The following is a 24360-nucleotide window of genomic DNA, read 5'->3' on the forward strand; positions in this document are numbered from 1 at the left end:
CCTATCTTTTTAAGGCCAAAAAATTTATCATTTCAACCGCAAAAAAAACAAGTATTTCTTGAGATTATTATCTTTAACAACCACATATTGTGGGGTTTGGATAGTATACTTTGGAATAATAGTAGGTCCTACTTTAACAAGTAGGTAATTCATTTCTAAACGCATTTATTGCAGCGGAAGCCAGAAAATGAGCCAAACAGTAGCATCACAAACTGAGTACAATTATAAAGTTGTACGCCAATTCGCTATTATGACAGTGATTTGGGGCATCGTTGGCATGGGTATTGGGGTTCTGATTGCTGCCCAACTAGCTTGGCCAGCACTTAACTTTGACACACCATGGTTAACTTACTCTCGACTTCGTCCGTTACACACGAACGCAGTAATTTTCGCATTTGGTACAAGTGCTCTTTTTGCGACGTCTTATTACGTCGTACAACGCACATGTCAAACGCGCCTTCTTTCAGATAAATTAGCCGCCTTCACCTTTTGGGGTTGGCAGTTAGTGATTGTTCTAGCAGCAATTACTCTACCTATGGGTATTTCAAGTTCTAAAGAGTATGCAGAACTTGAGTGGCCTATCGATATCTTAATTGCTGTTGTTTGGGTAACGTACGCTGTTGTATTTATGGGCACTATTGCTAAACGTAAAGTGGCTCATATTTATGTAGCTAACTGGTTCTATGCTGGTTTCATTATTACTGTTGCAGTACTTCATATTGTTAACAGCATGGCTGTTCCTGTCTCACTAACTAAATCATACTCAATTTACGCCGGTGCGGTTGATGCAATGGTTCAGTGGTGGTACGGACACAATGCTGTAGGTTTCCTTCTTACTGCTGGCTTCTTAGGGATGATGTATTACTTTGTACCAAAGCAAGCGGGTCGTCCAGTTTACTCATACCGTTTATCGGTTGTTCACTTTTGGGCTCTTATCTCGCTTTACATTTGGGCAGGTCCTCACCACCTTCACTACACTGCGCTTCCTGATTGGACGCAAAGCTTAGGTATGGTGATGTCTATTATCTTATTCGTGCCGTCTTGGGGGGGTATGATCAACGGTATTATGACACTTTCAGGTGCATGGCATAAGTTACGTACTGACCCAGTGCTTCGTTTCTTAGTGGTTTCATTGTCTTTCTACGGTATGTCGACGTTTGAAGGCCCAATGATGGCAATTAAATCTGTAAATGCGTTATCGCACTACACAGATTGGACTGTAGGTCACGTACACTCAGGTGCACTAGGTTGGGTTGCAATGATTTCTATCGGTGCTATCTACCACCTTATTCCTGCGTTATTCTCGCAAGGTCGTATGTACAGCATTAAATTAATCAATACACACTTCTGGTTACACACTGTGGGTGTTGTTTTATACATTGTTGCAATGTGGATTTCAGGTGTAATGCAAGGCCTAATGTGGCGTGCAGTTAACTCTGACGGTACATTAATGTACAGCTTTGTTCAGTCGTTAGAAGCCTCTCATCCTTTCTATGTTATGCGTTTCTTAGGCGGTGTATTCATCGTTACAGGTATGCTGGTTATGGCTTATAACGTTTATCGTACAGTTTCAGCGAAAAATAACTCGCTAGAACTTGATGAACAAGCGCAGTTAGCATAACGGAGTCAGATAATGAGCAATAAAAATTCGCAAAATAAACACGAAATTATCGAGAAAAATATCGGCCTTATGGCCATCTTGACTGTTTTCGCAATCAGCTTTGGTGCATTGGTAGAAATTACTCCGCTAATGTTCCAAGACGACACAACTAAGCCAGTTGATGGGTTACGCCCGTTAAATGCGCTAGAGTTTGAAGGTCGTGACATTTATGTGCGTGAAGGTTGCGCTAACTGTCACTCACAGATGATTCGTCCATTTCGTGATGAAGTCGAGCGCTATGGTCACTACTCTGTAGCGGGTGAATCAGTATGGGATCACCCATTCCTGTGGGGCTCTAAACGTACTGGTCCTGACTTAGCCCGTGTAGGTAAACGTTACTCAGACGACTGGCATTATGCGCACTTAGTTGACCCTCGTGCAGTGGTTCCTGAGTCGAATATGCCAGGCTTCCCTTGGTTAGCAGAGAACACGCTTGATACAAGCTTAACTCTGAAAAAGCTACAAATTTTCCGTGACACGTTTGCTATTAACCCAGAAAACCCAAAACACCCGGGGTTAGGTTATGGCAGTGACGAGGAATTAATCGCTGACATTGCTAAAGTTGACGCAATGAATGACGGTAAAGGTGCAACAGAAATGCAAGCCCTTATTGCTTATTTGCAACAACTTGGCACACATTTGAAGTAGATTATTATGGACTACGGGACATACAGAGGCATTTTGACTCTGGTAATTTTAGTATTATTTATTGTGATTGTTGGATGGGCATATAGCAAGCGTAGTAAAAGTCGTTTTAAAGACGCTGCTAATGTCATATTTGAAGATGAAAAAAAACACAACAATACACTCTCTAACGAGGAAAAGGGGTCTGAGAAATGACTAGCTTTTGGAGTATATGGGTTATTGTATTAACCCTTGCATGCTTAATCATTATCTTTGGTCTACTAGTTTGGAACTTAAAAAACTATGTAGGTGTAAAAGAAGGTGAAAGCTGTGGACATGAGTTTGACGGCATTGAAGAATTAAACAATCCACTACCAAAATGGTGGACTTACATGTTCTTCGCAACGTTTGTATGGTCTGTTTATTACTTAGCAGCATACCCAGGTTTAGGTAACTGGGAAGGCTTAGCAAAGTGGACCAGCTCAAACCAAGGTGTTACTTCTTTAACTGAATCGAAAGAAGCAGTCATTGATGCTAAAGAAGATGGCCGCTTTGTAAAGCTAGATGCAGAATATCGTGCTGCTGAAGAGCGTTTTGGCCCAATTTTCAATGAATTGGCACAAATCCCTGTTACTGATTTAGTAGAGTCTAAGTTTGCTGGTGATGCAGCACAACAAGTAGCACTAGAAAACGGTACTAAGCATGAGCAAACGCAAGGTCAACTAGCGGTTGAAATTGGTCAGCGCTTATTTGCTCAAAACTGTGCACAGTGTCATGGCTCTGATGCTCGAGGTGGTACTGGCTTCCCTAACCTAACAGATAAAGATTGGTTATACGGTGGTACACCTGACAAAATCAGAGAAACATTACTTTTAGGTCGAGTTGCAGCAATGCCACCTTGGGGTGATGCATTAGGTGAGCAAGGCGTTAAAGAAATGACAGCTTATGTACTTAGCCTATCTGGTCGTACTGTTAACCAAAAAGATGCCGATGCAGGTAAAGCGAAATTCGCGATGTGTGCAGCATGTCATGGTGCAGATGGTAAAGGTTCAGTTGCACACAACTTACCGTTTGGTGCACCAAATCTAACTGATAACATTTGGTTGTACGGTGGTTCTCAACGTGCAGTTGAAGAAACACTTAACCATGGCCGCGCTGGTGTAATGCCTGCTTGGAAAGAGATTTTAGGCGAAGATAAAATTCACCTATTAACTGCTTACGTTTACAGCTTATCGCAAGATAAATAACGATAAAGTTAACAAAACGTTTCAGTTATAATCTTTTTATTTCAATAGATTAATACAGATCAAAAAAGCCTCCACTCGGAGGCTTTTTTTTAGTCTTTTCGATCTATTTATTATAATATAGCCGCACATTAATTAATTTTAGAGCGACTATGCAACCGACTCCGTGGTATAAAAATTTTTGGCCTTGGTTTTTAATCTTCTTTCCATTAGCTGCAATTATTGGCTGCATTAGTTTATTTATTACAGCCATTGGTAACGGTCCAGATATGGTTGTGGACGATTACTATAAAAAAGGCAAAGCAATCAACTTAGAGCTGATCAAGTTTGATAAAGCAAAAGCCTTGTATTTACATGGTGACCTAAATGTATCTGATGAGCGAGTAAGCTTTAAATTTACTAAAGGCGATACCAGTAATATCCACGCGCTAAAATTATCGTTTTTTCATCGCACTATAAAAGCTCATGATTTTGAAGCTACCCTCACTCCAAATGCTAATCAAGAGTTTACTGCATTATTAGAAAGCTACACGCCTGGTGCTTACTCAGTGTTTATTGAACCCGTTGATGCTAGTTGGAAAATGAAAGAAAGTATTACTTTACCAACCACAGCCACCGTTTTAGTTACTCCTAATTATAAGTAGTATTTAGTATGTCTAAAAATTGCTTTCATTGTCTTGAAAGTGTGCCGGCAGGGTTTAACGCACACGTTATTATAGACAATACCGCTGAGCCAATGTGTTGCATTGGCTGTCAAGCGGTTGCTCAAAACATCATTGACCAAGGAATGACCGACTACTACAAATACCGCACCGTAAGTGCCGGCAAAGTAGAGCAACTTGTCCCTGAACAGCTCGCTTTTATTAAAAGCTATGACAATGAAGATATCCAAGATGAGTTTATTAGTACGCACAACGACAACTCTGAGGTATTACTGAGTGTTGAAGGTATAACCTGCGCCGCCTGTGCATGGCTAATTGAAAAGCAATTATTGAACCTTAAATCGGTAAAGCGCGTTGATGTAAATACCTCAACAAATCGTGCCATGATCCACTGGGATAAAAGTGCCACGCCTTTAAGTGAGCTAATTACCTCATTGGCTGAAATAGGCTATAAAGCTTACCCCTTCCAATCAGATTTAGAAGCCCAGCAAAAGCAACAAACAGCCAAAGCGTATATTCGCCGCCTTGGTGTCGCAGGCTTGATGACCATGCAAGTCATGATGTTTGCCTTTGCAATGTACTTCGGCATGTTCTCTGGAATGGATAGCAACTTTGAACAGTACTTTAGATGGATCAGTTTAATTCTAGCCACTCCAGTCATTTTATACAGCGCCCTTCCCTTTTTAAGTAACGCAATTAACGGCTTAAAGGCAAAGCAGCTGAATATGGACTTACCAGTATCATTGGCTATTTTTGGTGCTTATGGCGCCAGCTGTTATGCCACCGTAATGGAAGTAGGCGAAGTTTACTTTGAATCTATTTGTATGTTTACCTTTTTACTCTTACTAGGTAAATACTTAGAATTTAGAGCGCGTTTAAAGGCCAGTGAATTCACTGCCAACTTGCAAAAGTTGTTACCCCTTACTGCACGTACGCTCGATGAGCAAGGTAATGAGCACATCATTGCCGCCAAAAAACTCAAACTTAACGATATTGTGTCAATAAAGGCTGGCGAAACCATTCCTGCTGATGGCATATTGGTTAAAGGCAGTACCAGTGTTGATGAGTCTATGATGACCGGCGAACATCAACCAGTACGAAAGTATATTGATCATAATGTGTATGCGGGTACGGTGAATCATGATGGTATTATTGAAATAAAAATCAATAAACTAGGCCAAAACACCCTACTTAATCAAATTATTCGCCTGCAACATAATGCCCTAACAAAACGCCCAAGACTGGTTGAAATTACCGACAAAGTGGCGCAGTGGTTTGTTGCTGTATTATTGGTGTTTGCCTCTCTAACCGCCATTGGTTGGTACCAGGTAGACCCTGATGTTGCTTTTTGGATCACTATATCGGTGTTAGTGGCCACTTGCCCGTGCGCATTAAGCTTAGCAATTCCCACCGCGTTAACCTGTGCTGTAGCAACCTTAACTCGCAAAGGTATACTGATTAAGCAAGCACATGTGCTAGAAACTCTATCAAAGCTCACTTTATTTGCCTTTGATAAAACCGGTACGCTTACACAAGGTAAATTTAGCCTCGACGTGGTTGACATACTTGATGATAACTACAGCAAAGAGCAAATTCTTGATATTGCAGCCCAGCTTGAAAGTTACTCTGAACATCCTATTGCCAGCGCATTTAAGGAGTTTAAGGGACAACGTAAATTTGACGATGTACAACTGCATCCAGGTATTGGGATAAGCGCTCAGTTTGATAATACCCATTACGCTATTGGTAAAAGTGGCTGGTTTGACACAAAAAAAACCAACGCGCAGGCCACGCTTTATATAAACAAGCAAGCCGTTGCACGCTTTTACTTTGTAGATAAAGTAAAAACAGATGCCGATAAACTCATTAACTCGTTAAAGGCTGCCAATCTCAATTGCCATATGCTGACTGGTGATGCATCTGATGCCGGTGCCAAAGTCGCTAAAAAATTAAAGCTTGATTCAGTACTTGCAAGCTGCAGTCCAAAAGATAAACAAGTCGCAGTTGAACGCTGGTCATCGCAAGGTGAAATTGTTGCTATGGTTGGTGATGGCGTAAACGACAGCCCAGTATTTGCCAGCGCCCATTTATCTATCGCCATGGAAACCGGTGCCGATATATCTAAAAATAGTGCTGATGTTGTATTGCTAAACAGTGACTTAGCTTCTATCTCGCATTTGTTAACTATTGCTAAACAAACACGACGCATAATTAAGCAAAACTTGGCGCTTTCTTTATTATATAATGGCTCTATATTACCGCTAGCGGCTATGGGCTTAGTTGCGCCATGGATGGCCGTTATTGGTATGTCTGCCAGCTCTATTATTGTGATATGTAATTCACTAAGGCTATTAAAGTTATGAGCATAATTTATATTTTAGTTCCTATCGCTATTTTGTTTGTATTAATTGCTATTGGCGTATTTTTTTGGGCAGTAAAAGGTGAGCAATTCTCTGATTTAAACAAGCAAGGCCATAGTATTTTGTTTGAAGACGACAAAGAGCAGCACAATAAAAGTAATGATTGACCCTGTTTTTGTTAGCGCTTTTTTAATGGGCTTAATTGGCAGTGGCCATTGCATTGCTATGTGTGGCGGTATTGCCAGTTCGTTACAGCTTGCCAGCAACAAACGCCAAACGTGGTTATATTCTCTAGCTTATAACAGCGGTAGAGCTTTAAGTTATATGCTTGCAGGAGCCCTTGTTGCGGGTATTAGTAGCCAGTTTGCCACGCAAAATTCTGCCTTTTCATTATTTTTGTCATTTTTAGCTGGTATTTTTATGTTACTGGTTGGCGTTTATATTATGCGCCTAGCCGCCACCTTACAGTGGCTCGAAAAACTAGGTAAAACCCTCATTTGGCAGCACTTAATTAAACTTAATAAGTATTTAATGCCCATTGATTCGCCTCTAAAAGCGCTTGGTTATGGCGCGTTATGGGGCTGGTTACCGTGCGGTTTAGTATATTCTGCACTTACTTGGGCAATGACCAGTGGCAGTTCCATTAATGGTGCTTTAGTTATGCTGGCATTTGCCCTAGGCACATTTCCTGCCATGATCACCTTAGGCATGGCTGCACAAAAGCTAAATACGCTTTTTAATCACCCATGGACACGAATAACATTAGGCAGTGTTATCATTTGGTATGGTATCTACCTTCTGATCATTGCAACAGATAAGCTAGTGCATTAACATTAGAAAATGTCGTGCATAGAAATTTAACGGATTGAACTTATGGATTTTTCTCAAAGTCGTGCTAAAGGTAATTGTGCCATTAGCTGTAATAACTGCAGTATTAGCCAGTTATGTTTACCATTTTCTTTAAATGGCCAAGAAATGGATAAACTTGATGAGATCATTGAGCGAAAAAAACCATTACACAAGGGTGACTACTTATTTGAATCGGGCGCGCCTTTAAATGCAATTTTTGCGGTTCGTTCAGGTTCGTTTAAATCGTATACTTTGTCTGAGCAAGGCGATGAACAAATTACCGGCTTTCACTTAGCTGGCGACCTTGTTGGGTTTGATGCCATTAATAAAATGCAGCACCAAAGCTTTTCTCAAGCACTAGAAACCTCAATGGTATGTGAAATCCCCTTTGACACACTTGACGAACTCGCTGGTAAGCTGCCTAAGCTACGCCAACAAATTATGCGCTTAATGAGTAGTGAAATAACCTACGATCAAGAAATGCTGTTATTACTCAATAAAAAGTCTGCCGAAGAGCGCCTAGCGAGTTTTATTTATAATTTATCAGAGCGTTTTGGTGAACGTGGTTTTTCACGTAAAGAATTTAGATTTACCATGACCCGCGGTGAAATTGGCAACTACCTCGGTTTAACAGTAGAAACTATTAGTCGTTTGTTAAGTCGTTTCCAAAAAGCTGATTTGATCAAAGTAGAAGGCAAGTTTATTACTATTTTAGATAATGACGCGCTTGCGAAAACAGCTGCGATTGTAAAGCCACGTTAATAAATCAATAAATTGATATAGAACAATAATCTTAGTGCTCCCCCCTTTAACTGTTGTGTATTTGCGTTACACTAAATGTATAACCGTTAAGTGAATGGAGTAGCACAATGGAAACGATTAAACGTATTATCGCGGTTATTGACCCAACTAAAGACGATCAAAATGCCCTCGCGCGTTCAATAGATTTAGCCAAAAAATCGGGTGCGAGCATTACCGCCTTTATGACGGTTTATGATTTCTCTTACGAAATGACTACTATGCTATCAGGTGATGAACGTGAAGCAATGCGCCAAGCCGTCCTCAAAGATCGCGAGCTATGGCTTAAAGATCTAATCTCTCCTTATCAAAATATTAATATTGATACGCAAGTTATTTGGCATAATCGCCCATACGAGGCAATAATTAATACCGTTATCAATGATAAATACGACTTGGTTATCAAAGGTACTCATCAACACGGTGCGCTTAAAGCGGTCATTTTTACTCCTACAGACTGGCACTTAGTCAGAAAGTGTCCAACGCCCGTTTTATTTGTCAAAGATATGCAATGGCCAGCACAAGGGAATATTTTAGCTGCTGTGAACGCAGTCAGTGAAAATGAGCAGCACTTATCACTTAATAAACGCATAATTAAAGATGCACAATTTTTATGTGAACTAGCTAATGCTAAACTTAACTTAGTCAATGCCTACCCTGCTACACCGGTAAATATTGCCATAGAAATCCCAGAATTTAATCCTGGGCTTTACAATGAATCGGTTAAAAAACATCATATTGAATCAACCAATGAACTAGCTAACGAGTTTAACCTAACCTCTGATCAATGCTTTATTGAAGAGGGATTGCCAGAAGATGTGATACCGGATGTTGCAAGTCGTTTAAATAGTGAGTTAGTGGTTATTGGCACTGTGGGGCGTACCGGCTTAAGTGCTGCATTAGTGGGTAACACCGCTGAACATGTTATTGACAGCCTCGATTGTGATGTACTGGCATTGAAACCTGATGGCTATGTAAGTCCACTCGCAGAAAGTTAACGTTTGCTGTAGCTGTGATATTGCATATGGCATATAATACGCCCCTTTATTTTTAGCAATTAATTTTGCCGTACTGTTTATAAGGGGGCGTAGTGTCTCATTCTGCTCAAGCCAAAGCTCAACACAACTTAAATAAGCTTCAAAAGCGTTTACGCCGCCTCACAGGTCAAGCTGTCATGGACTTTAACATGATAGAAGAAGGTGATCGTATCATGGTGTGCTTATCGGGCGGTAAAGACAGTTACACTATGCTCGATATGCTGCAACATTTACAGCGTGTTGCCCCTATTAAGTTTGACCTTTTTGCGGTTAACCTTGACCAAAAGCAACCAGGCTTTCCTGAGCATGTACTGCCTGAATACCTTGATAATTTAAATATTGAATACAAAATTGTCGAAGAAGATACCTACAGTATTGTTACCGATATTATTCCTGAAGGTAAAACAACGTGCTCACTTTGCTCTCGTCTGCGTCGTGGTATTTTATATCGTACGGCTAAAGAGCTAGGCGCCACAAAAATAGCTTTAGGTCATCACCGCGATGACATGATAGAAACCTTGTTTTTAAATATGTTTTACGGCGGAAAACTCAAAAGTATGCCAGCTAAACTAATGAGTGATAACGGCGAGCACATGGTTATTCGCCCGTTGGCTTATTGTAAAGAAGCCGATATTAGCCAATACGCATTTAGCCAAGGCTACCCTATTATTCCGTGTAACTTATGTGGCTCACAAGAAAACTTACAGCGTAAGCACACTAAAAACATGCTAGAACAATGGAATAAAGAGCACCCAGGGCGTATAGAAAGTATTTTTACTGCCATGCAAAATGTTGTACCTTCGCATTTAGCTGATAACCAATTGTTTGATTTTGCTAATCTGCAAACCGGTGACGTTATTGATGGTGGAGATATCGCGTTAGATAAACCAGATATTCCAAAAGCGCCGGTTAATCCTGAACAAGATGAAACAGACCAAGCCGACGTGGTTACTATTAATTTAAGCTAATTTTTTAAGGGTTTGCAGTAATGCAAACCCTTCACTCTGCTCTATGCTGCTACTTACCGGCAGCTAATCCTTGTAAAAACTCTAAACTCTGCAATTCTTGTTTATTCGCCTGATAAGGCAGCTGCTGTAAGCTATCATAAGCAAAATCTTCAATAGTAAACTCACTCACTTTACTTTGCCCAAAGCTGTTTCGCTCACCTGGGCTTGGCGACATACGTTCAATAACAAAGTCGCTCAACCGCAAATCATTCGTTTGCTTAGGCAAAACAGACCAATGCGCTTTAAAATCAATTTGTTCGCTGCCCTCATCTAAGCGAGCTTTAGCAACTAAATGTGCTAATGGCGAAGTACCACTGTATAAGTTAGCTCTTAAGCGATATAAGCCACTTTTTATCACTGTTAAATTAGCAGGCACTATCATATTATCATTACGTGGATATGCGTTATCAAAGCTAGTTAGGGTTGCACTAGGCGGCATATATTGTATTTGTGCCACCACAGGAACCATTTTACCCGCAATGTCGGCTTCAACTAATAACTGTAAATTGCGAGGATAGTCCTCCTCACCTTTAAACGTAATTGCCAGCTCATTGTCACGAGCAACACCGCTGTGTGTTTTTAACAGCTGTTTAGTATCAGTATTACTGAGTGCCACCTGTACTTTGTCTAAATTTTGTGCACTTATGGTTAATTTAATCGCTTGCGGATAGACATAGCGATATTGAGATAAACTTAAGGTTAACTCCCCGCCCTGCTCCCCCACTGGGCTAGTAACCGGAAAAAACTGATTTGGCTTAAGCCGGTCTTCATCATTTACCGTTAAAGGTTGTGAATAAGGCGGGAATACTAAGTTTTGTTGATATTGCTGCGCCACCGCCGATGCTGCTTTAGCTATATCTTCATTAAACTCATGCTGCTCTTTAGGTGTTTTTTTTATGCTTGGTTTAACATCTAGTACCTTAGGTTTTGCTGGCATAGCTACAAATTCAGGTGTTTTTTTATGCTCTTTAGCTGTTGTTTGCGAAGCTGAATAACTAGCATTGCCTTTACCTAAAAACCACATCAAGCCGGTAACTATTATTACTAAAACAATAACGTAGGATTTTTTCATTGTTATTTATCCTATAAATACTAGGGTCTGTTGACCTTTCAAGGTTGAATTTGCAGCAGTCTGTTTGGTATTTAGGCAAGGCAGAGCCTATGTGGTGTGGTTATTCCCCATAAATAGGCGATAACGCAGCATCGATACCAAACAGGCGCAGCCCTTCGGGTTCTGCCTAGGGGCGATTTACTCTTTGTTGCTCGGTTTTGACTTAGCCCACTAGGTTACAAACCTCGCGCCGCGATTAAACCGCCCCTAGTTTGAACAAATTGTAATCCGCAAAGGTCAACAGACCCTAGCAGTTAATCATTGTTAGAGCGATAACCTGTTGCAATTTGCATTCAGGTTTTCTTACCTAAAAATAAATAACTGCATAAAGCGAATTGGTATAAAAAAGCGTGCAACATATAAAGCCGCACGCACAATCACCTTTATGGGATCACATTATATATGAGCGTTGAAGCACTCAAATTATCAGAGCCTTTTACATAGCGGTATTGTTTTTTCCAAAACCAGCTACCGGTAGTTTCATCGACAGTTTCATATCCTAATGTATCGCCAGCCACGCTAATATTATTCATTGCCACCGTTACATTACCTTGGTGCTGCGCTTGTTGAATTTCGTTATGGCTGTAACTGTTAGTCATCATTAATGGATAATGGTATGGCATGAAGCTACTAACAGCATCACCTTGTGATTTTAAACGCCCATTGGTATCAATATTGGCGCTACAACTGCCAAATGAGCTTACCGAGCTTGCACCGCATGATGAGTGAATAGCGACTACCGAATCATCGTTACCACGCAAAAAGCCAGCCGTTAAACCTAAGTATGCATTACCATCGGCCACAAAGCGTAAACGCGGTGTGCGCGCATCAGGTAATGGCGCGATTCTACGTGCATTATTAACTTTTAAATCATGTAATACGCCAACCGCCTCGTTAACTTCACTGCCTAGCCACCAAGTTAATGCAGCATCTACAGCAAAATTCCACGATGCGCCGGTTAACGCACTCACCGCTAAGTCGGCTAATTCACTACCGCCACCAGCACCTGCTAAATCAAAGGTAGCAATAATATTAAGCGGTTTTAAACCCGCGTTTTCTAGCCAGTTTTCCTGGTTATCTATAATATATCGGGCAACTAAGTCACCGGTAGAGTGGGTTACAAACACGCAGCCTGGCTCGCATAAATTTGAGCGAGAGATCTGTTGTAGCTTGGGCCATACCCAATCTGTAGTAATTTTTCCTTCTATTCGTTCATACGCAGGCCAGTCAATGCGCTCGTCGGCACGGTTTACCCAATAAGACTGCCAATAGCTTTGGCCATCGTTTACTACATCACTACCTGCTTTATTGGTAAGTTGGGATACTTGCAAACCATGAATTAAAACTACTTTATACTCTTTACTGAGCGCAGAAAAACTCATTAAGAGCCCTATTGCTGCTGCAAATAAAGTCGCGCGTTTAAAAGTGTGTGTGTTGTTCATATTAATCCTTAACTGATTGAATATTTTTATTATGCTTAGCTTGTTACACGCTGTTGTCAGTGCATGGTAAAAGCAGTGCATTGACCAGTATTGGGAACAAATTTAAAAAATGCAACATTTTGTTATCATTTTCACCGTTGAAGCTAAATATTTGCGTTAAAATACGACAAAAGCGCCAAACTATTGTGTTAAACAAAATAGCTTTATCCCCTTCTTAAGCAGTATCAATAAACTTTCTTTTAACTGTGGTTAACTATTAAACAACACTACTTTTTATTGATGTAATAGCGTAAGTTAATTACACACGATGAAAACCAAGGAATTAAAATGATAAAAAAAATAATTTTTGGCAGTGTTTTATTTACTGCAATTTCAGCGCCTAGTTTTGCTAGTAGTATTAACACCCAACTTGAACAAGCAACACAAAGTGTAAGTGAAAAAGTCATTACATGGCGTCGCCATTTGCATCAATATCCAGAGCTGAGTAATCGCGAATTTGAAACCGCTAAGTACATTACTAACCATTTAAAATCTTTGGGTCTTGAAGTACAAACCGATGTTGCGCATACCGGTGTTGTGGCTAAATTAAGCGGTGGTAAAAAAGGCCCTTTAATCGCCCTTCGTGCCGATATGGATGCTTTACCCGTTACCGAACAAGTTGATTTACCCTTTGCCTCTAAACAAACCTCAACCTATCGTGGTAATGAAGTAGGCGTTATGCATGCCTGCGGGCACGACACTCATGTTGCTATTCTAATGGCCGTAGCAGAGTCACTGGTAAAAATTAAAGATCAATTAGCGGGTGAAGTACTGTTTGTATTTCAACCCGCTGAAGAAGGTGCCCCCGAGGGAGAAGAAGGTGGCGCTGAGCTAATGCTAAAAGAAGGTTTATTTAAACAAAAACCTGAAGCGATGTTTGGCTTGCATGTCACCAGCTCACTTAATACTGGTCAAATTGGCTTTAGAGAAGGGCCTCTAATGGCCAGTGAAGACTCTTTCACAATTAACGTAACGGGTCGTCAAACTCATGGCTCGCGCCCTTGGAATGGCGTAGATCCCATTGTTGCTTCATCACAAATTATAATGGCAACTCAAACAATTGCCTCTCGCCAGGTAGATGTAACTAAAGCGCCTTCTGTTATTTCATTTGGCGCGATTAACGGCGGCATACGCTCAAATATTATCCCCGATAATGTAGAGCTTATTGGTACAATTAGAACCTTTGATCAAACGATGCGTGCCGATATTAAAAAACGTTTAGCTAAAACCGCTGAACTGGTTGCCGAATCCGCGGGGGCTAAAGCTGATGTGCATATAGATCACGGCTACCCTGTAACAGTAAATAATGTTGCACTGACCCAAAAAATGACCCCTACACTTGCCCGTATTGCAGGTGCTGACAACATTATTACCACAGATTTAATTACCGGTGCAGAAGACTTTAGCTATTATGCATTAGAAACCCCTGGGCTGTTTTACTTTTTAGGTGTTACTCCAAAAGATCAAAACGCTAAAACGGCACCAAGTAATCATTCACCTCAGTTTTATGTTGACGAAAGCGCATTACAACTTGGCGTAGAATCATTATCTCAACTGGTCGTTGACTACTTACAATAAGAACCAGCATAACAAGCACTGGGCTAATAACCTTGTGCTTGTAAAGCTAGGGTCTGTTGACCTTTGCGGATTAATATTTGTTCAAACTAGGGGCGGTTTAATCGCGGCGCGAGGTTTGTAACCTAGTGGACTAAGTAAAAACCGAGCAACAAAGAGTAAATCGCCCCTAGGCAGAACCCTTCGGGCAGCGCCTGTTTGGCATTGATGCTGCGTTATCGCCTATTTATGGGGAATAACCACACCACACAGGCTCTGCCTTGCTTTAATACCAAGCAGAGTGCTGCAAATTCAACCTTGAAAGGTAAGCAGACCCTAGTGTTATTCAGCTAATATAAATCCCCAATCGCTTATCTTTTAATGTCTAATATAAATTCTCAATCTGGTAAGGACACCTCAATGACGGCAGAGTATTTTAATTTTTTAAGCCTTATTGGCGTGGCATTCTTTGCAATTTCAGGTTCATTATTAGGCCACGACAAAGATATTGGTGGATTTGGTGTTGTCGTTGTTGGCTCAGTCACCGCGTTAGGCGGTGGCACGCTCAGAGATATTCTGCTTAATCAACCTGTATTTTGGATAGCCAACCCCGATTATTTATATGCCACCTATGGCGCTATTTTTGTCACCGTTATGTTTATTCGCCACTTACCTGATGTGTCTAACTATTACATGTTGCTGGTTGACGCTATTGGTATGGCTATTTTTAATGTGGTCGGTATTGAAAAAGCATTAATTGAAGGTACAACCATGGTGGTTGCGCTTACAATGGGAATGACGACGGGTATATTTGGCGGCTTAATACGTGATGTGATCTGTAGAGAAGTACCACTGGTGATGCGCGAAGAGCTATACTCCACCGCGTGTTTTGCAGGAGGCTTAACCTATGCCACGCTATTTTTATTAGATGTCCCTTATTTATGGTGCATTATAGGTTCATTATTGGTAACCGTCTTTCTAAGATTGGGCGCACTGCATTTTGGCTGGCAACCCAACCTATTTAGAAAACGAACCCCAAAAATAAGAGATTAGTATAAGTATGGCTTTACACTAATCGCTCATACAAGCCTGACGCCCGTGATACACTTTTACCCATGGCCAGTTGTAGCACTTTTTTATCTGCCGCCAGCTCAAAGGTCTGTTTTGCGCGGGTAATTCCCGTGTACACTAATTGCCTATTAATACCGATACTCGCCTGCTTGAGCGGTGGTAACACCATCGCGGTATAACTAAACTCTGAGCCTTGGGATTTATGAATGGTCATTACATACACTTTATCGTGCGCCGGAAGCCGTGCGGGTGAAAATGCCCGTTCATTACCTTGTTCATCAATAAACACTGCCTTGAGTTGGCCGCTATCATCGGGCATTAGAATTCCTATATCACCGTTAAATAATTTTAGCTGGTAGTCGTTTTGACTAACCATTATCGGCATCCCTATATAATGCCGCTGATTAGGATTAACGCTAATTAAACCTTGCTGCTGTAATACCCGTTCAATACGCTGGTTTAAACTATTAACGCCGTAATCGCCTTCACGTACTGCAGCAAGTAACTGATAACTGGCAAAAGCTGCATGCACTTGCGCAACACTGGCACCTTGCGCTATCAGTGTTAGGTAATTAGCATAATGACTTGCGGCACTATTTACTAACTTTTCAATTGGTGTGGAAACAAAATCATAGTCTAAAATAATATCGCTAAAATGCCCTTCGCTACTTTGTTGTTCAACATAGTTTAATATCCCACGGTTGTTGGTATTAACCGCCAGCGCCAATTGACCTATGCCACTTTTTGCATCAAACCGATAGCTATGTTGTAAAAAGGCAATGCAGTCAGCGAGTTTAAACTCACTTTGAGTTTGCGCGTTGAGTTTTACAGTGCCATTAAAGCACAGCGTGTTCAATTGCTCACAGCGTACTTTTGAATAACGCGGTGTTTGTTCAAGTACTAACCCTTGGCATAAATCACTCATTACGCTACCAGTATCAACCGAAGCAAGTTGGTCTTTATCGCCGAGTAAAATCAATCGAGCATGATCTGGCAAGGCCTCAATTAATTTAGCCATAAGTGATAAGTCGACCATGCTGGCCTCATCAATAATCAATACATCAACATGCAACGGATTGCTTTTATCGTGCCGAAATTTATTGGTAAATGGCTTAACTCCCAACAACCGATGAATGGTTTGCGCGCTTTGCGGGATCAACGAATTAATATCATCTGGTATTTCACTAAGCTTATTTTTAGCCCCTAAAATTGACTCTGTTAGTCGTGCCGCTGCTTTACCGGTGGGTGCTACTAATTTTATGCTCAATGGCGCCGCTTGATATAACGATTGTAAAATCGCTAACAGCTTTGTTACTGTGGTGGTTTTACCGGTGCCAGGTCCGCCCGTGATCACACTAAAACCTTTTGTGGCGGCAATCGCACACGCTACTTTTTGCCAATCAATGTCAATACTCGGGTCATCAGGAAAGTAACGGGTTAATAACTGGGCAAGTACTGCATCATCAAGGTTAAGTTGTCGTTCGCTCATTGTCAGTAATCGTTGGGCAAGAGTCTGTTCATAGCCTGCTAAACGAGAAAAATATAATCGTTGATTAAACAATTGCAGCGGCTTTTGCTCCCCAACACTGTGATGTGAGAGTAAATAACGTATTGCTGCCTCAGTCGTATAGTCATCACTAAATGGGCTGAGAGTATCAGGCTGTGTGCCCTCTAGTTTAATAAAGTCGCTTTGACGTAAATTAAACGGATTAGTCCAGTCAACCTCTGTTAGGGTTAAACAGCTATGTTGGCTTTGCTGCGATAAACACAGCATTAAAATTATATAAAAGAGGTCGTCATACCCTTGCTGTGCGTTTGTGCCACTGAGCAATTCAGCCAGTTTTACATCAACCACTCGCACTCTATGTTCGTCCGTTAAATACGTTAGCAACGGCACGACTTCAATACTTTCGCTGGCCTGCATCGTTGGCTGTGCTGTTGTGAGCACAGGTTCATCTAAAGGCGCATCATCTAAGTCATCAAACAAACCCGGTTGTTGATTTAAATCACTCATAGCATGGCTCCTTGGCTAAACAAGCCATCTAAAATAACGACTTGATCTGCACTTAGCTGTTTAAAGTACACTCCCTCACCTGCTGGCATACCGCGTAAAAAAGTATAATAAACACCGCCTAAATGCGCCTCTATTGAATAATCGGGAATTCGCTGTTTAAGCAAGCGATGCAGCGCTACGGTATAAATTAAATACTGTAAATGATATTGGTGGCTGGTCATGGCTTGCTCTAGCTGCTCTGGCACATAATCAGCGGCGGTACTGCCCAAATAATTCGATTTATAATCTAAAATATAATACTTGCCTTGGTAGCAAAAAATTAAATCAATAAAGCCTTTTAGTAACCCTTTAACATGGGCAAACTCAAGTTTACTTTGGTTAAAGCCAAAATGTTTAATCAACACTTCATTAAGCTTAGGGGCACTGAGGCTGCTAAGCGGTAAGTTAAACTCCATTTCGACTAAACAGTCACTTGGCGCTAATTGGCTCAAACTTAAATTATTCTCGCTGTTTAACGGGCAATTAAGTGCATCGAGTACCCATTGCTCGGTAATTTGCTGCCATTGCTCATCAATATGGTATTTTTCAAAAGCACGCTCAATCACAGCCGTTAAGTTTTGCTCTATATTCGTGGGATGATTTACCGGACTGGTAAAATCAAGCTGCTCAAATATTTCGTGCAAGCAACTCCCTGGTTTTGCGCCCTTTGGAAAGCTATACGGTGAAGGAAGTTCATCTTGCTGCACGGCAAACTCATCTTTTTGATGATCTTCATCGCTGCGCCCTGGAGCAAGTTGATCAGCATGCTTTTTAAAGCTCAAAGCACTAAAGCTAGTTGCTCGCCAGTCACGTTCTATCTGCGCCGTTACTGTATTAATAAGTAAATCGTGCTGTTTAGTGTCACTATTTTTTAAGCGAAGTATGCCCTGCTCATGTAATTCGCCTGAGGTAAATTGCTGGTATTGCATAGCATGATTAGCCTCACAAAATTCACTTAAATGGGTGCGCCACACTTGGCTACTGCTTATCTCTAATCCTGAGAACAACACATGCCCCAGCGCACTACTTTGAATTGCTAAACGGCTACTTTGCCCTTGAGAAATGTTATACACGCCCAGCGAACAAAAATGCACTGCTCGGGTCAGTGCCACATAAAGCAAACGTAAGTCTTCTGCTAAACGTTCTTGTTCGGCTTTTTGCAGGGCGTCTTCGTCTTTACTTAAATCGTATATCAGCTTGCCATTTTGATGATAAAGCGCGTCTTTAGTTTCACGATAACCACTGGCAAATGGCATAAATACCAATGGGTATTCAAGCCCTTTAGAAGCGTGCATAGTCACAATTTTAACTAAGTTCGCATCACTTTCTAAGCGAACTTGCACTGTTTCGCCATCTTGCTGGCTCACCTTTTGCGCAAACCAACGTAATAAACGAAGTGTCCCTTCAAGCTCTATTTGTTTTTGCTGCAGTATTTCGCCAAGGTGCCTAAAATCGGTAAGCCACCGTTCTACGTTATAGCCCAAGCCTTGCCATTTGGCACTGAGCTGATTGTGACTCAGTAAGCGTTCGAGCATTGCCATTGCCCCTTGCTTATGCCAAATATGGCTAAGTTGAGCAAAAAAGTTTAGGTGTTCTTGCCAGCTATTTTCATCATCGGCTAGAGCAAAAATATCGTTATAGCTTAAACAAAATAACGGGCCAGCTAATACACCGCGTAGTAACGCCTCATCGTACTGACCATGCAAAGCCGTTAAAAAATTGAGCAAGTGATGACTTAACTCTTGGCTAAATACACTGTCGCGCGACAAATACACACTGGCAATATTAGCTTTACTCAGCGCTTGCTTCATTATTTGTGCTTCAACGCGGTCGCGCACCAAAATACAAATATCAGCAGCGCTTACCGGCGTACTGCCAATACAGGCTATTCCTTGGTTTGCCTGCTCAAGTAAAGTAACAATTTTATTAGTAAAATGGGTGGCTAAATGAGCTTGCCCTAAGCCTTTACTGGTCGGCTTATTTTTTTCATCGCCGGCTTCATCTACAAACACATTAAACTCAAACGCGGTGGCAGGTTTACCGTCAATTAAAAACGACTCATCTGCTTTTTTTCCTTTCGCTTTCACTTTATTAAATGGAATGGCGTCGTTATAAATAAAGCTGTTTTCGTATTTGCTAAATAAGCTATTTACGCTATTTACAATATCACTGCTTGAGCGAAAGTTAGTGCCCAATGTAAATTGTTGTGGCTCATCTACCGCTTCTTTTGCGCCAATGTAGGTAAATATATCTGCGCCCCTAAACCCATAAATTGCTTGTTTGGGATCGCCTATCATAGCTAAAGTGGTATTGCTTTGAGCATAAATTTTACTAAAAATCCCGTACTGAATCGGGTCAGTATCCTGAAACTCATCTATCATTGCCACCGGAAATAACTGCGCTATTTTTTGTGCGAGCACATCACCTTGTTCACTCTTTAAGGCACTGTGTAAATTAGTCAGTAAATCGTCAGGGGTGATCACGCTTTGTTCTTGTTTGCGTTTAACTATGGCCGCTTTTACCCAGCTCGCCGCATATTGCACTATCGCAATTTTTAACCCTTGGTTAATGGTGTTGTTAAGTGCGGCTAAGGCATCGAATTGGCTAATAAGTGGATGAGTCAGTAATGTGCCATTTTTTTTATAATTAGCGGCATTACTTAAGTTCTCGCTACTCCACACCTCAAACGAATACTTACTGGTACCAAATTCAAAAAAGTCATCACTGCCTAAGCAAAATGCTTCAAGTGCAGCAAGACTGCCCTTTCGCCCAGGTGTTTTTGAGCCACTTAAATCGGATGCTTTAACAGCACCAATAAACTCTTGCTCTAGGCAGGCTTTTTTAAAGGCTGGAACACACGCCAAGTATTCATCTCGCGCTTGCCATACCGCATCTAAACTAACTTGCGGGGTTATCTCTGCGTTCGCCTTATTTAAAATACTACTTACATGACTAAATAGTGATTCGGGCGCAGCAAATACCGCTAAAATCGCATCTGTTCTTTCTTTACTGAGTGGGTATACAAACGCACGCCAAAAGTCTTTTATGGTTTCAAGCAGAATATCGCGCTCATCTAAAATGAACTCTAAGTTAAATGCCACACCGGATTCAAACGCATGCTGCTTTAGCATTCGCTGACAAAAACCATGAATGGTAAAAATAGCCGCTTCGTCCATTGATTTAGCTGCGGCATCGAGTAAGTCAAATGCACGGTGCTTGTCATCAACGCCCGCTATTACACTCTCAATTAGCTCATCATTGGGTACTTGCCCAAGTAACGCATCACGCGCGGCAATAATTCGGCTACGAACACGATCTTTAATTTCTTGCGTGGCGGCATCGGTAAAGGTGACTACCAAAATTTGATCAACACTCAATGGCGTATTCAGCTCACCAGGTATTTGCATGCCCAATAAATAGCGCAAATACAAACCCGTGATCGTGTAGGTTTTACCTGTGCCTGCACTGGCTTCAATTAAGCTTTGTCCTGATAATGGCATAGTGAGTGGATTAAGCGCTTGCATAGTCACTCTCCTTGGCGTGCTCAAATAATGGGGCGAGTAACTTATCGCTCCAATGTATAAATTCGTCTTGGCAGTCATTAAGTGATTGCACCGTTAAACGAATATAAGGGTTTTCTCCTTCGCCTCGGCCAATATACTGTGGACTAAATTTACTGTTGGCTTTTGCCATATCACCACCGCTTTTTACGTATTCATAACCACTTACCGGAAAAAACGCCACGGGCTTGTTGCGTAAAGCTTTATAAAGCTCAAACCAATCTGCGAGCAGTAAATCGGCATCGGCTTTACTCATTGGGGCAAAACTAATTTGTTTATCTAAACCTAGCAATAAGGTTTCAACCTCTTGTTGCATGCTTTGTGCAGCAAGATGATAAATAAAGCCTTTAATTAAATCTTTAGCTTTAATACTGGCACTGCGATAAAACACTTGTTTTTGCATATACACATGGTTTAACCAGCCTTCAATGGTGGTGTTTTCAAGCGACAGTAACACTTCTATCGGTTCGCTTTTACCCGCTTTTATTTGTTGTTTTACTTGCCCTGCAAGCGCATCAACGCGATGTTGCATGCTCTCATAAATTAAGCTGCCAACATGGGCTTGCGGCAACTCACCGCGCTGCAGTATTTGTTCGGTACTCAGTGGTGTATCGTTAATATTAGCTTCAAGTATTTCATCAAGGTAAAAATAACGGCGCAGCGCATCTAAGCTAAACGGTTCTTCATCTTTGGCTATATCGTTAAATTGCGGCAAACGTAACCCTAGGCTTTGCTGATAAAAGCTCTCTTGGGCGTGGCACACACTGCGAATAAACATATCAAGATCAAACAGCTCTGGAGGCGTTACATCAAGCGCAGTGATTGCTTTTGGCTCAATTGCCTCGCTAGGCAGCCAAATTGGGTTATAGCTGTGGTTGTTAAGCCCTGCCTGTTCAGCGCTAGCTGGCAAATAATAATGACTATTAAAAGGTTGTAAATGTTGTTGGCTAATAAGACAATCTGGCAAAGGTTTATCACTGGGTTCGCTAAGTTTGAAGCTGCGACCTATGTATTCTAACAATTCACTGACAAGTGTTGATGGCATTCGTGGCTGGTTATCAAAACATGAGCGGCCAATGTAGCTCATATATAAATTATCCCGGGCACTAAGAAGTGCTTCTAAAAAGAGATAACGGTCATCGAGTTTTCGTGAACGGTCACCTTTTTGCTTTTTCGAATAAGGCACTAAGTCAAAACCAATAGGCTGTACGGTACGCGGGTAATCGGCATCATTCAAGCCTAGCATACACACCACCTTAAACGGCACGGCGCGCATTGGCATTAGCGTACAAAAATTCACTTGCCCCACTAAAAATCGCTGGCCGACACCTTTTTCTTGTATGCCTTGTTTAATTAAATAGCTAACAATGCGCTGCGATACGGCCTCACTGTAATCACCGTTATCGTGGTGCTTACCTATATCTTCGAGTACTTTTTGTAGTACTAATAAATCCCAACTGTCGTCGCTTTCGCTTTCATAAATAGTATTGAGCAGCTCATTTAAAATTTGCGCTTTATTGGTGAGTGTGTCATCAGGGGTGAGCTTAGCTTTAAAGTCTTGCAGCACATCAATAAAATGTACCAGCTTATTAAGTGTATCGAGTGCCATACCCTCAACCTCATCGGCACTGTAAATACCATTAAATGGGCATTGTTCATCGCGCATGGCAATACCCAGTAGTAACCGGTTTAAGCCATGTTGCCAAGTGTTTAGCTCTATTGCGGGTAAGTCAAAGCTACTTTTATGTTCCGCGTTTACACCCCATTTAACGCCAACGCGCTCTAACCAATACTGAATTTGCTCATATTCATGCGCTTCTAAACCAAACTTTTCAGCAATTTGGGTAACCTGTAATAAATCGAGAATATCCGACACGCCGAAGCGCGAAAACGGTAAGTTAGCCAAACTGGCAAACGAACTCAGTACAGGTTTTTCTTGCTCTATGGCTAAATCAGCTAGCGCATAAGGTATAAATCGACTGCCCTGTGCACCGCCAAAAACCGCTTCAATGTAAGGGCTGTAGGTACCAACGTCGGGCATCATCACGATGATGTCTTTCGGGGTAAGCGCTGGATTTTGATTAAATAAATTAAGTAAGTAATCGTGCAAACGCTCTACTTCTCGAAGCGGTGTATGGCAATCGCTAAGTGTAATGCTTGCATCGTTTGCAGTAATTGGCAGCTTGCCCTCGTCGTTAATAAACCATTCTTTGTTATCGGTGAGCGACTCACCTTTAAAGGCAAGTTGGTAAATTTCACTTTGCACTTGGCCAAGTAAGCTGTCGTCAAATGCATCTATAAAGCCATCAATCCAGCGGGCATCAAGCTGCACTAGTTGCTCAAAATAATCGCGGCCGAGTTTACCCCACGACGATAACAGCGGATTACCAATAAAATAGTATTCCTCATCGGGGTTGGTGTGCTTTTTTTGCTGTGCTTCCAAAAGCGGCATTTTGGCATATTTAGCGGTGATTTTAGCCGCTGTTTTTTCATCAATTATATCGCCCCAATAATGCTCGCTGGGGTTAAAAAAGAACAAAAACACTTCAGTTTTTTTACTCAAGGCTTCAAACACCTCAAGCTGCGAGCTGGCAATCGCCGATATGCCAAATAAACTAATGCGTTTTGGCAATAAGCTGCTATCCATGCTCTCAAGTGCACTGAGTAACTGCCCTTGCATGTTGGCACGGTGAAATTGGCTTTGCCCTAGTTGTTTGCTTAATTTGACGATACGACGCCATAAATCGGGTTGCCAAGGCGCAATCGATATATCAACATCGTCAAGCTCATCGGTGCCACTATCCCATTTGGCTATCCAATGGGGGCGATACATCAAATATTGGTCGTACACATCGGCTATTTTTTCACATAGAGCAAAGGTTTTTTGGCCGTCAATATCGCCCTCTAAATAGGTTTTAAGCGGTAAGTACAGCGGCTCATTTATGCACTGGGGTAAAATGGCAAATAATTTCCAAGCAAGGTTAGGTTTGTTAAAGGCCGACTCTTTAGGCACGTTTGGTAGTAATTGCTGATACAACTGCCAAATAAAACTCGACGGGAGCGGAAAGTCTACCTGTGCAGCTACGCCTAAATTTTCACTTAAACCGATTTTAAGCCATTGCGACATACCCGGCGATTGCACTAGCACCACTTCTTTATCAAATGGGCTTTGCAATGGGTTTACTTTTAATAGCTGATGAAACTGCGCTTGCAGGGCTTCCATACGGTTTGATTGAATAATATTGAGCATACGATACCAGCCTTACTTGAGATAAAACCAGTGTAAGAT

The 24360-nt window shown here is 41.5% G+C and carries 18 protein-coding genes; 13 read left to right on the top strand and 5 right to left on the bottom strand.

All coding sequences use genetic code 11. The annotated features are described in order from the left end of the window. Positions 1 to 187 precede the first annotated feature (187 nt). From ccoN to ttcA, 11 genes are all read left to right on the top strand, one after another. Positions 188 to 1621, top strand: coding sequence for a cytochrome-c oxidase, cbb3-type subunit I (gene ccoN / locus PUND_RS11335; RefSeq protein ID WP_010389600.1), 1434 nt, complete (start codon positions 188 to 190; stop codon positions 1619 to 1621). A 12-nt stretch (positions 1622 to 1633) separates the two neighbouring features. Beyond that, a complete protein-coding gene (gene ccoO / locus PUND_RS11340) occupies positions 1634 to 2308 on the top strand; it encodes a cytochrome-c oxidase, cbb3-type subunit II (RefSeq protein ID WP_008109817.1) in 675 nt (224 codons plus the stop codon). Positions 2309 to 2314: 6 nt separating this feature from the next. Then, positions 2315 to 2500 carry a cbb3-type cytochrome oxidase subunit 3 gene (locus PUND_RS11345; RefSeq protein ID WP_010389598.1) on the top strand — a complete coding sequence of 62 codons (186 nt, stop codon included), beginning with the start codon at positions 2315 to 2317 and terminating at the stop codon, positions 2498 to 2500. Further along, positions 2497 to 3531: a cytochrome-c oxidase, cbb3-type subunit III gene (gene ccoP, locus PUND_RS11350; protein ID WP_010389597.1), complete on the top strand. Its 1035-nt coding sequence runs from the start codon at positions 2497 to 2499 to the stop codon at positions 3529 to 3531. The genes PUND_RS11345 and ccoP overlap by 4 nt, the downstream gene beginning before the upstream one ends. A 149-nt stretch (positions 3532 to 3680) precedes the next feature. Further along, complete coding sequence (locus PUND_RS11355; RefSeq protein WP_010389596.1) at positions 3681 to 4172, top strand: FixH family protein; 492 nt, start codon at positions 3681 to 3683, stop codon at positions 4170 to 4172. 8 nt (positions 4173 to 4180) lie between these two features. Further along, on the top strand, positions 4181 to 6553 hold the full coding sequence (locus tag PUND_RS11360) for a heavy metal translocating P-type ATPase (RefSeq protein ID WP_010389595.1): 2373 nt from the start codon (positions 4181 to 4183) through the stop codon (positions 6551 to 6553). Continuing rightward, a complete protein-coding gene (gene ccoS / locus PUND_RS11365; protein ID WP_008109812.1) occupies positions 6550 to 6717 on the top strand; it encodes a cbb3-type cytochrome oxidase assembly protein CcoS in 168 nt (55 codons plus the stop codon). The genes PUND_RS11360 and ccoS overlap by 4 nt, the downstream gene beginning before the upstream one ends. Beyond that, complete coding sequence (locus PUND_RS11370) at positions 6710 to 7381, top strand: sulfite exporter TauE/SafE family protein (RefSeq protein ID WP_010389594.1); 672 nt, start codon at positions 6710 to 6712, stop codon at positions 7379 to 7381. Before ccoS ends, PUND_RS11370 begins: the two co-directional genes overlap by 8 nt. Before the next feature lie 42 nt (positions 7382 to 7423). Continuing rightward, entirely contained in the window at positions 7424 to 8161 is a 738-nt protein-coding gene (locus PUND_RS11375; RefSeq protein WP_010389589.1) for an FNR family transcription factor, read from the top strand. A gap of 107 nt (positions 8162 to 8268) precedes the next feature. Continuing rightward, positions 8269 to 9195 carry a universal stress protein UspE gene (gene uspE / locus PUND_RS11380; protein WP_010389588.1) on the top strand — a complete coding sequence of 309 codons (927 nt, stop codon included), beginning with the start codon at positions 8269 to 8271 and terminating at the stop codon, positions 9193 to 9195. Between the two features lie 92 nt (positions 9196 to 9287). Then, positions 9288 to 10202 (top strand): tRNA 2-thiocytidine(32) synthetase TtcA, encoded by a 915-nt coding sequence (ttcA, locus tag PUND_RS11385; RefSeq protein ID WP_010389587.1) that lies wholly within the window; start codon positions 9288 to 9290, stop codon positions 10200 to 10202. A gap of 49 nt (positions 10203 to 10251) precedes the next feature. On the opposite strand, the gene PUND_RS11390 is transcribed toward ttcA, so the two are convergent. Both PUND_RS11390 and PUND_RS11395 read right to left on the bottom strand, forming a co-directional pair. Then, complete coding sequence (locus PUND_RS11390; RefSeq protein WP_010389586.1) at positions 10252 to 11313, bottom strand: hypothetical protein; 1062 nt, start codon at positions 11311 to 11313, stop codon at positions 10252 to 10254. A 422-nt stretch (positions 11314 to 11735) separates the two neighbouring features. After that, on the bottom strand, positions 11736 to 12794 hold the full coding sequence (locus tag PUND_RS11395; RefSeq protein ID WP_010389585.1) for a hypothetical protein: 1059 nt from the start codon (positions 12792 to 12794) through the stop codon (positions 11736 to 11738). A gap of 327 nt (positions 12795 to 13121) precedes the next feature. Between PUND_RS11395 and PUND_RS11400 the strand changes: the two genes are divergently transcribed. Together PUND_RS11400 and PUND_RS11405 are read left to right on the top strand one after the other, a co-directional pair. After that, a complete protein-coding gene (locus tag PUND_RS11400; RefSeq protein ID WP_010389584.1) occupies positions 13122 to 14411 on the top strand; it encodes an amidohydrolase in 1290 nt (429 codons plus the stop codon). 396 nt (positions 14412 to 14807) lie between these two features. Continuing rightward, a complete protein-coding gene (locus tag PUND_RS11405) occupies positions 14808 to 15440 on the top strand; it encodes a trimeric intracellular cation channel family protein (RefSeq protein ID WP_010389583.1) in 633 nt (210 codons plus the stop codon). A gap of 13 nt (positions 15441 to 15453) precedes the next feature. On the opposite strand, the gene recD is transcribed toward PUND_RS11405, so the two are convergent. Genes recD through recC form a run of 3 tightly spaced genes read right to left on the bottom strand, consistent with a single transcriptional unit; the run spans position 15454 to position 24321 of the window. Next, a complete protein-coding gene (gene recD / locus PUND_RS11410) occupies positions 15454 to 17472 on the bottom strand; it encodes an exodeoxyribonuclease V subunit alpha (RefSeq protein WP_010389580.1) in 2019 nt (672 codons plus the stop codon). After that, positions 17469 to 21035, bottom strand: a complete 3567-nt coding sequence (gene recB / locus PUND_RS11415) for an exodeoxyribonuclease V subunit beta (RefSeq protein ID WP_010389578.1) — start codon at positions 21033 to 21035, stop codon at positions 17469 to 17471. The genes recD and recB overlap by 4 nt, the downstream gene beginning before the upstream one ends. Beyond that, positions 21022 to 24321, bottom strand: a complete 3300-nt coding sequence (gene recC / locus PUND_RS11420) for an exodeoxyribonuclease V subunit gamma (protein WP_010389577.1) — start codon at positions 24319 to 24321, stop codon at positions 21022 to 21024. Before recC ends, recB begins: the two co-directional genes overlap by 14 nt. Positions 24322 to 24360: the final 39 nt, after the last annotated feature.

The sequence above is a fragment of the Pseudoalteromonas undina genome, assembly GCF_000238275.3.
Taxonomy (GTDB): domain Bacteria; phylum Pseudomonadota; class Gammaproteobacteria; order Enterobacterales; family Alteromonadaceae; genus Pseudoalteromonas; species Pseudoalteromonas undina.

Excerpts from the sequence above, each read along its gene's own strand:
- ccoN (WP_010389600.1), top strand. The coding sequence starts at position 188 with ATGAGCCAAACAGTAGCATCACAAACTGAGTACAATTATAAAGTTGTA.
- ccoO (WP_008109817.1), top strand. The coding sequence starts at position 1,634 with ATGAGCAATAAAAATTCGCAAAATAAACACGAAATTATCGAGAAAAAT.
- PUND_RS11345 (WP_010389598.1), top strand. The coding sequence starts at position 2,315 with ATGGACTACGGGACATACAGAGGCATTTTGACTCTGGTAATTTTAGTA.
- ccoP (WP_010389597.1), top strand. The coding sequence starts at position 2,497 with ATGACTAGCTTTTGGAGTATATGGGTTATTGTATTAACCCTTGCATGC.
- PUND_RS11355 (WP_010389596.1), top strand. The coding sequence starts at position 3,681 with ATGCAACCGACTCCGTGGTATAAAAATTTTTGGCCTTGGTTTTTAATC.
- PUND_RS11360 (WP_010389595.1), top strand. The coding sequence starts at position 4,181 with ATGTCTAAAAATTGCTTTCATTGTCTTGAAAGTGTGCCGGCAGGGTTT.
- ccoS (WP_008109812.1), top strand. The coding sequence starts at position 6,550 with ATGAGCATAATTTATATTTTAGTTCCTATCGCTATTTTGTTTGTATTA.
- PUND_RS11370 (WP_010389594.1), top strand. The coding sequence starts at position 6,710 with ATGATTGACCCTGTTTTTGTTAGCGCTTTTTTAATGGGCTTAATTGGC.
- PUND_RS11375 (WP_010389589.1), top strand. The coding sequence starts at position 7,424 with ATGGATTTTTCTCAAAGTCGTGCTAAAGGTAATTGTGCCATTAGCTGT.
- uspE (WP_010389588.1), top strand. The coding sequence starts at position 8,269 with ATGGAAACGATTAAACGTATTATCGCGGTTATTGACCCAACTAAAGAC.
- PUND_RS11390 (WP_010389586.1), bottom strand. The coding sequence starts at position 11,313 with ATGAAAAAATCCTACGTTATTGTTTTAGTAATAATAGTTACCGGCTTG.
- PUND_RS11395 (WP_010389585.1), bottom strand. The coding sequence starts at position 12,794 with ATGAACAACACACACACTTTTAAACGCGCGACTTTATTTGCAGCAGCA.
- PUND_RS11400 (WP_010389584.1), top strand. The coding sequence starts at position 13,122 with ATGATAAAAAAAATAATTTTTGGCAGTGTTTTATTTACTGCAATTTCA.
- PUND_RS11405 (WP_010389583.1), top strand. The coding sequence starts at position 14,808 with ATGACGGCAGAGTATTTTAATTTTTTAAGCCTTATTGGCGTGGCATTC.
- recD (WP_010389580.1), bottom strand. The coding sequence starts at position 17,472 with ATGAGTGATTTAAATCAACAACCGGGTTTGTTTGATGACTTAGATGAT.
- recB (WP_010389578.1), bottom strand. The coding sequence starts at position 21,035 with ATGCAAGCGCTTAATCCACTCACTATGCCATTATCAGGACAAAGCTTA.
- recC (WP_010389577.1), bottom strand. The coding sequence starts at position 24,321 with ATGCTCAATATTATTCAATCAAACCGTATGGAAGCCCTGCAAGCGCAG.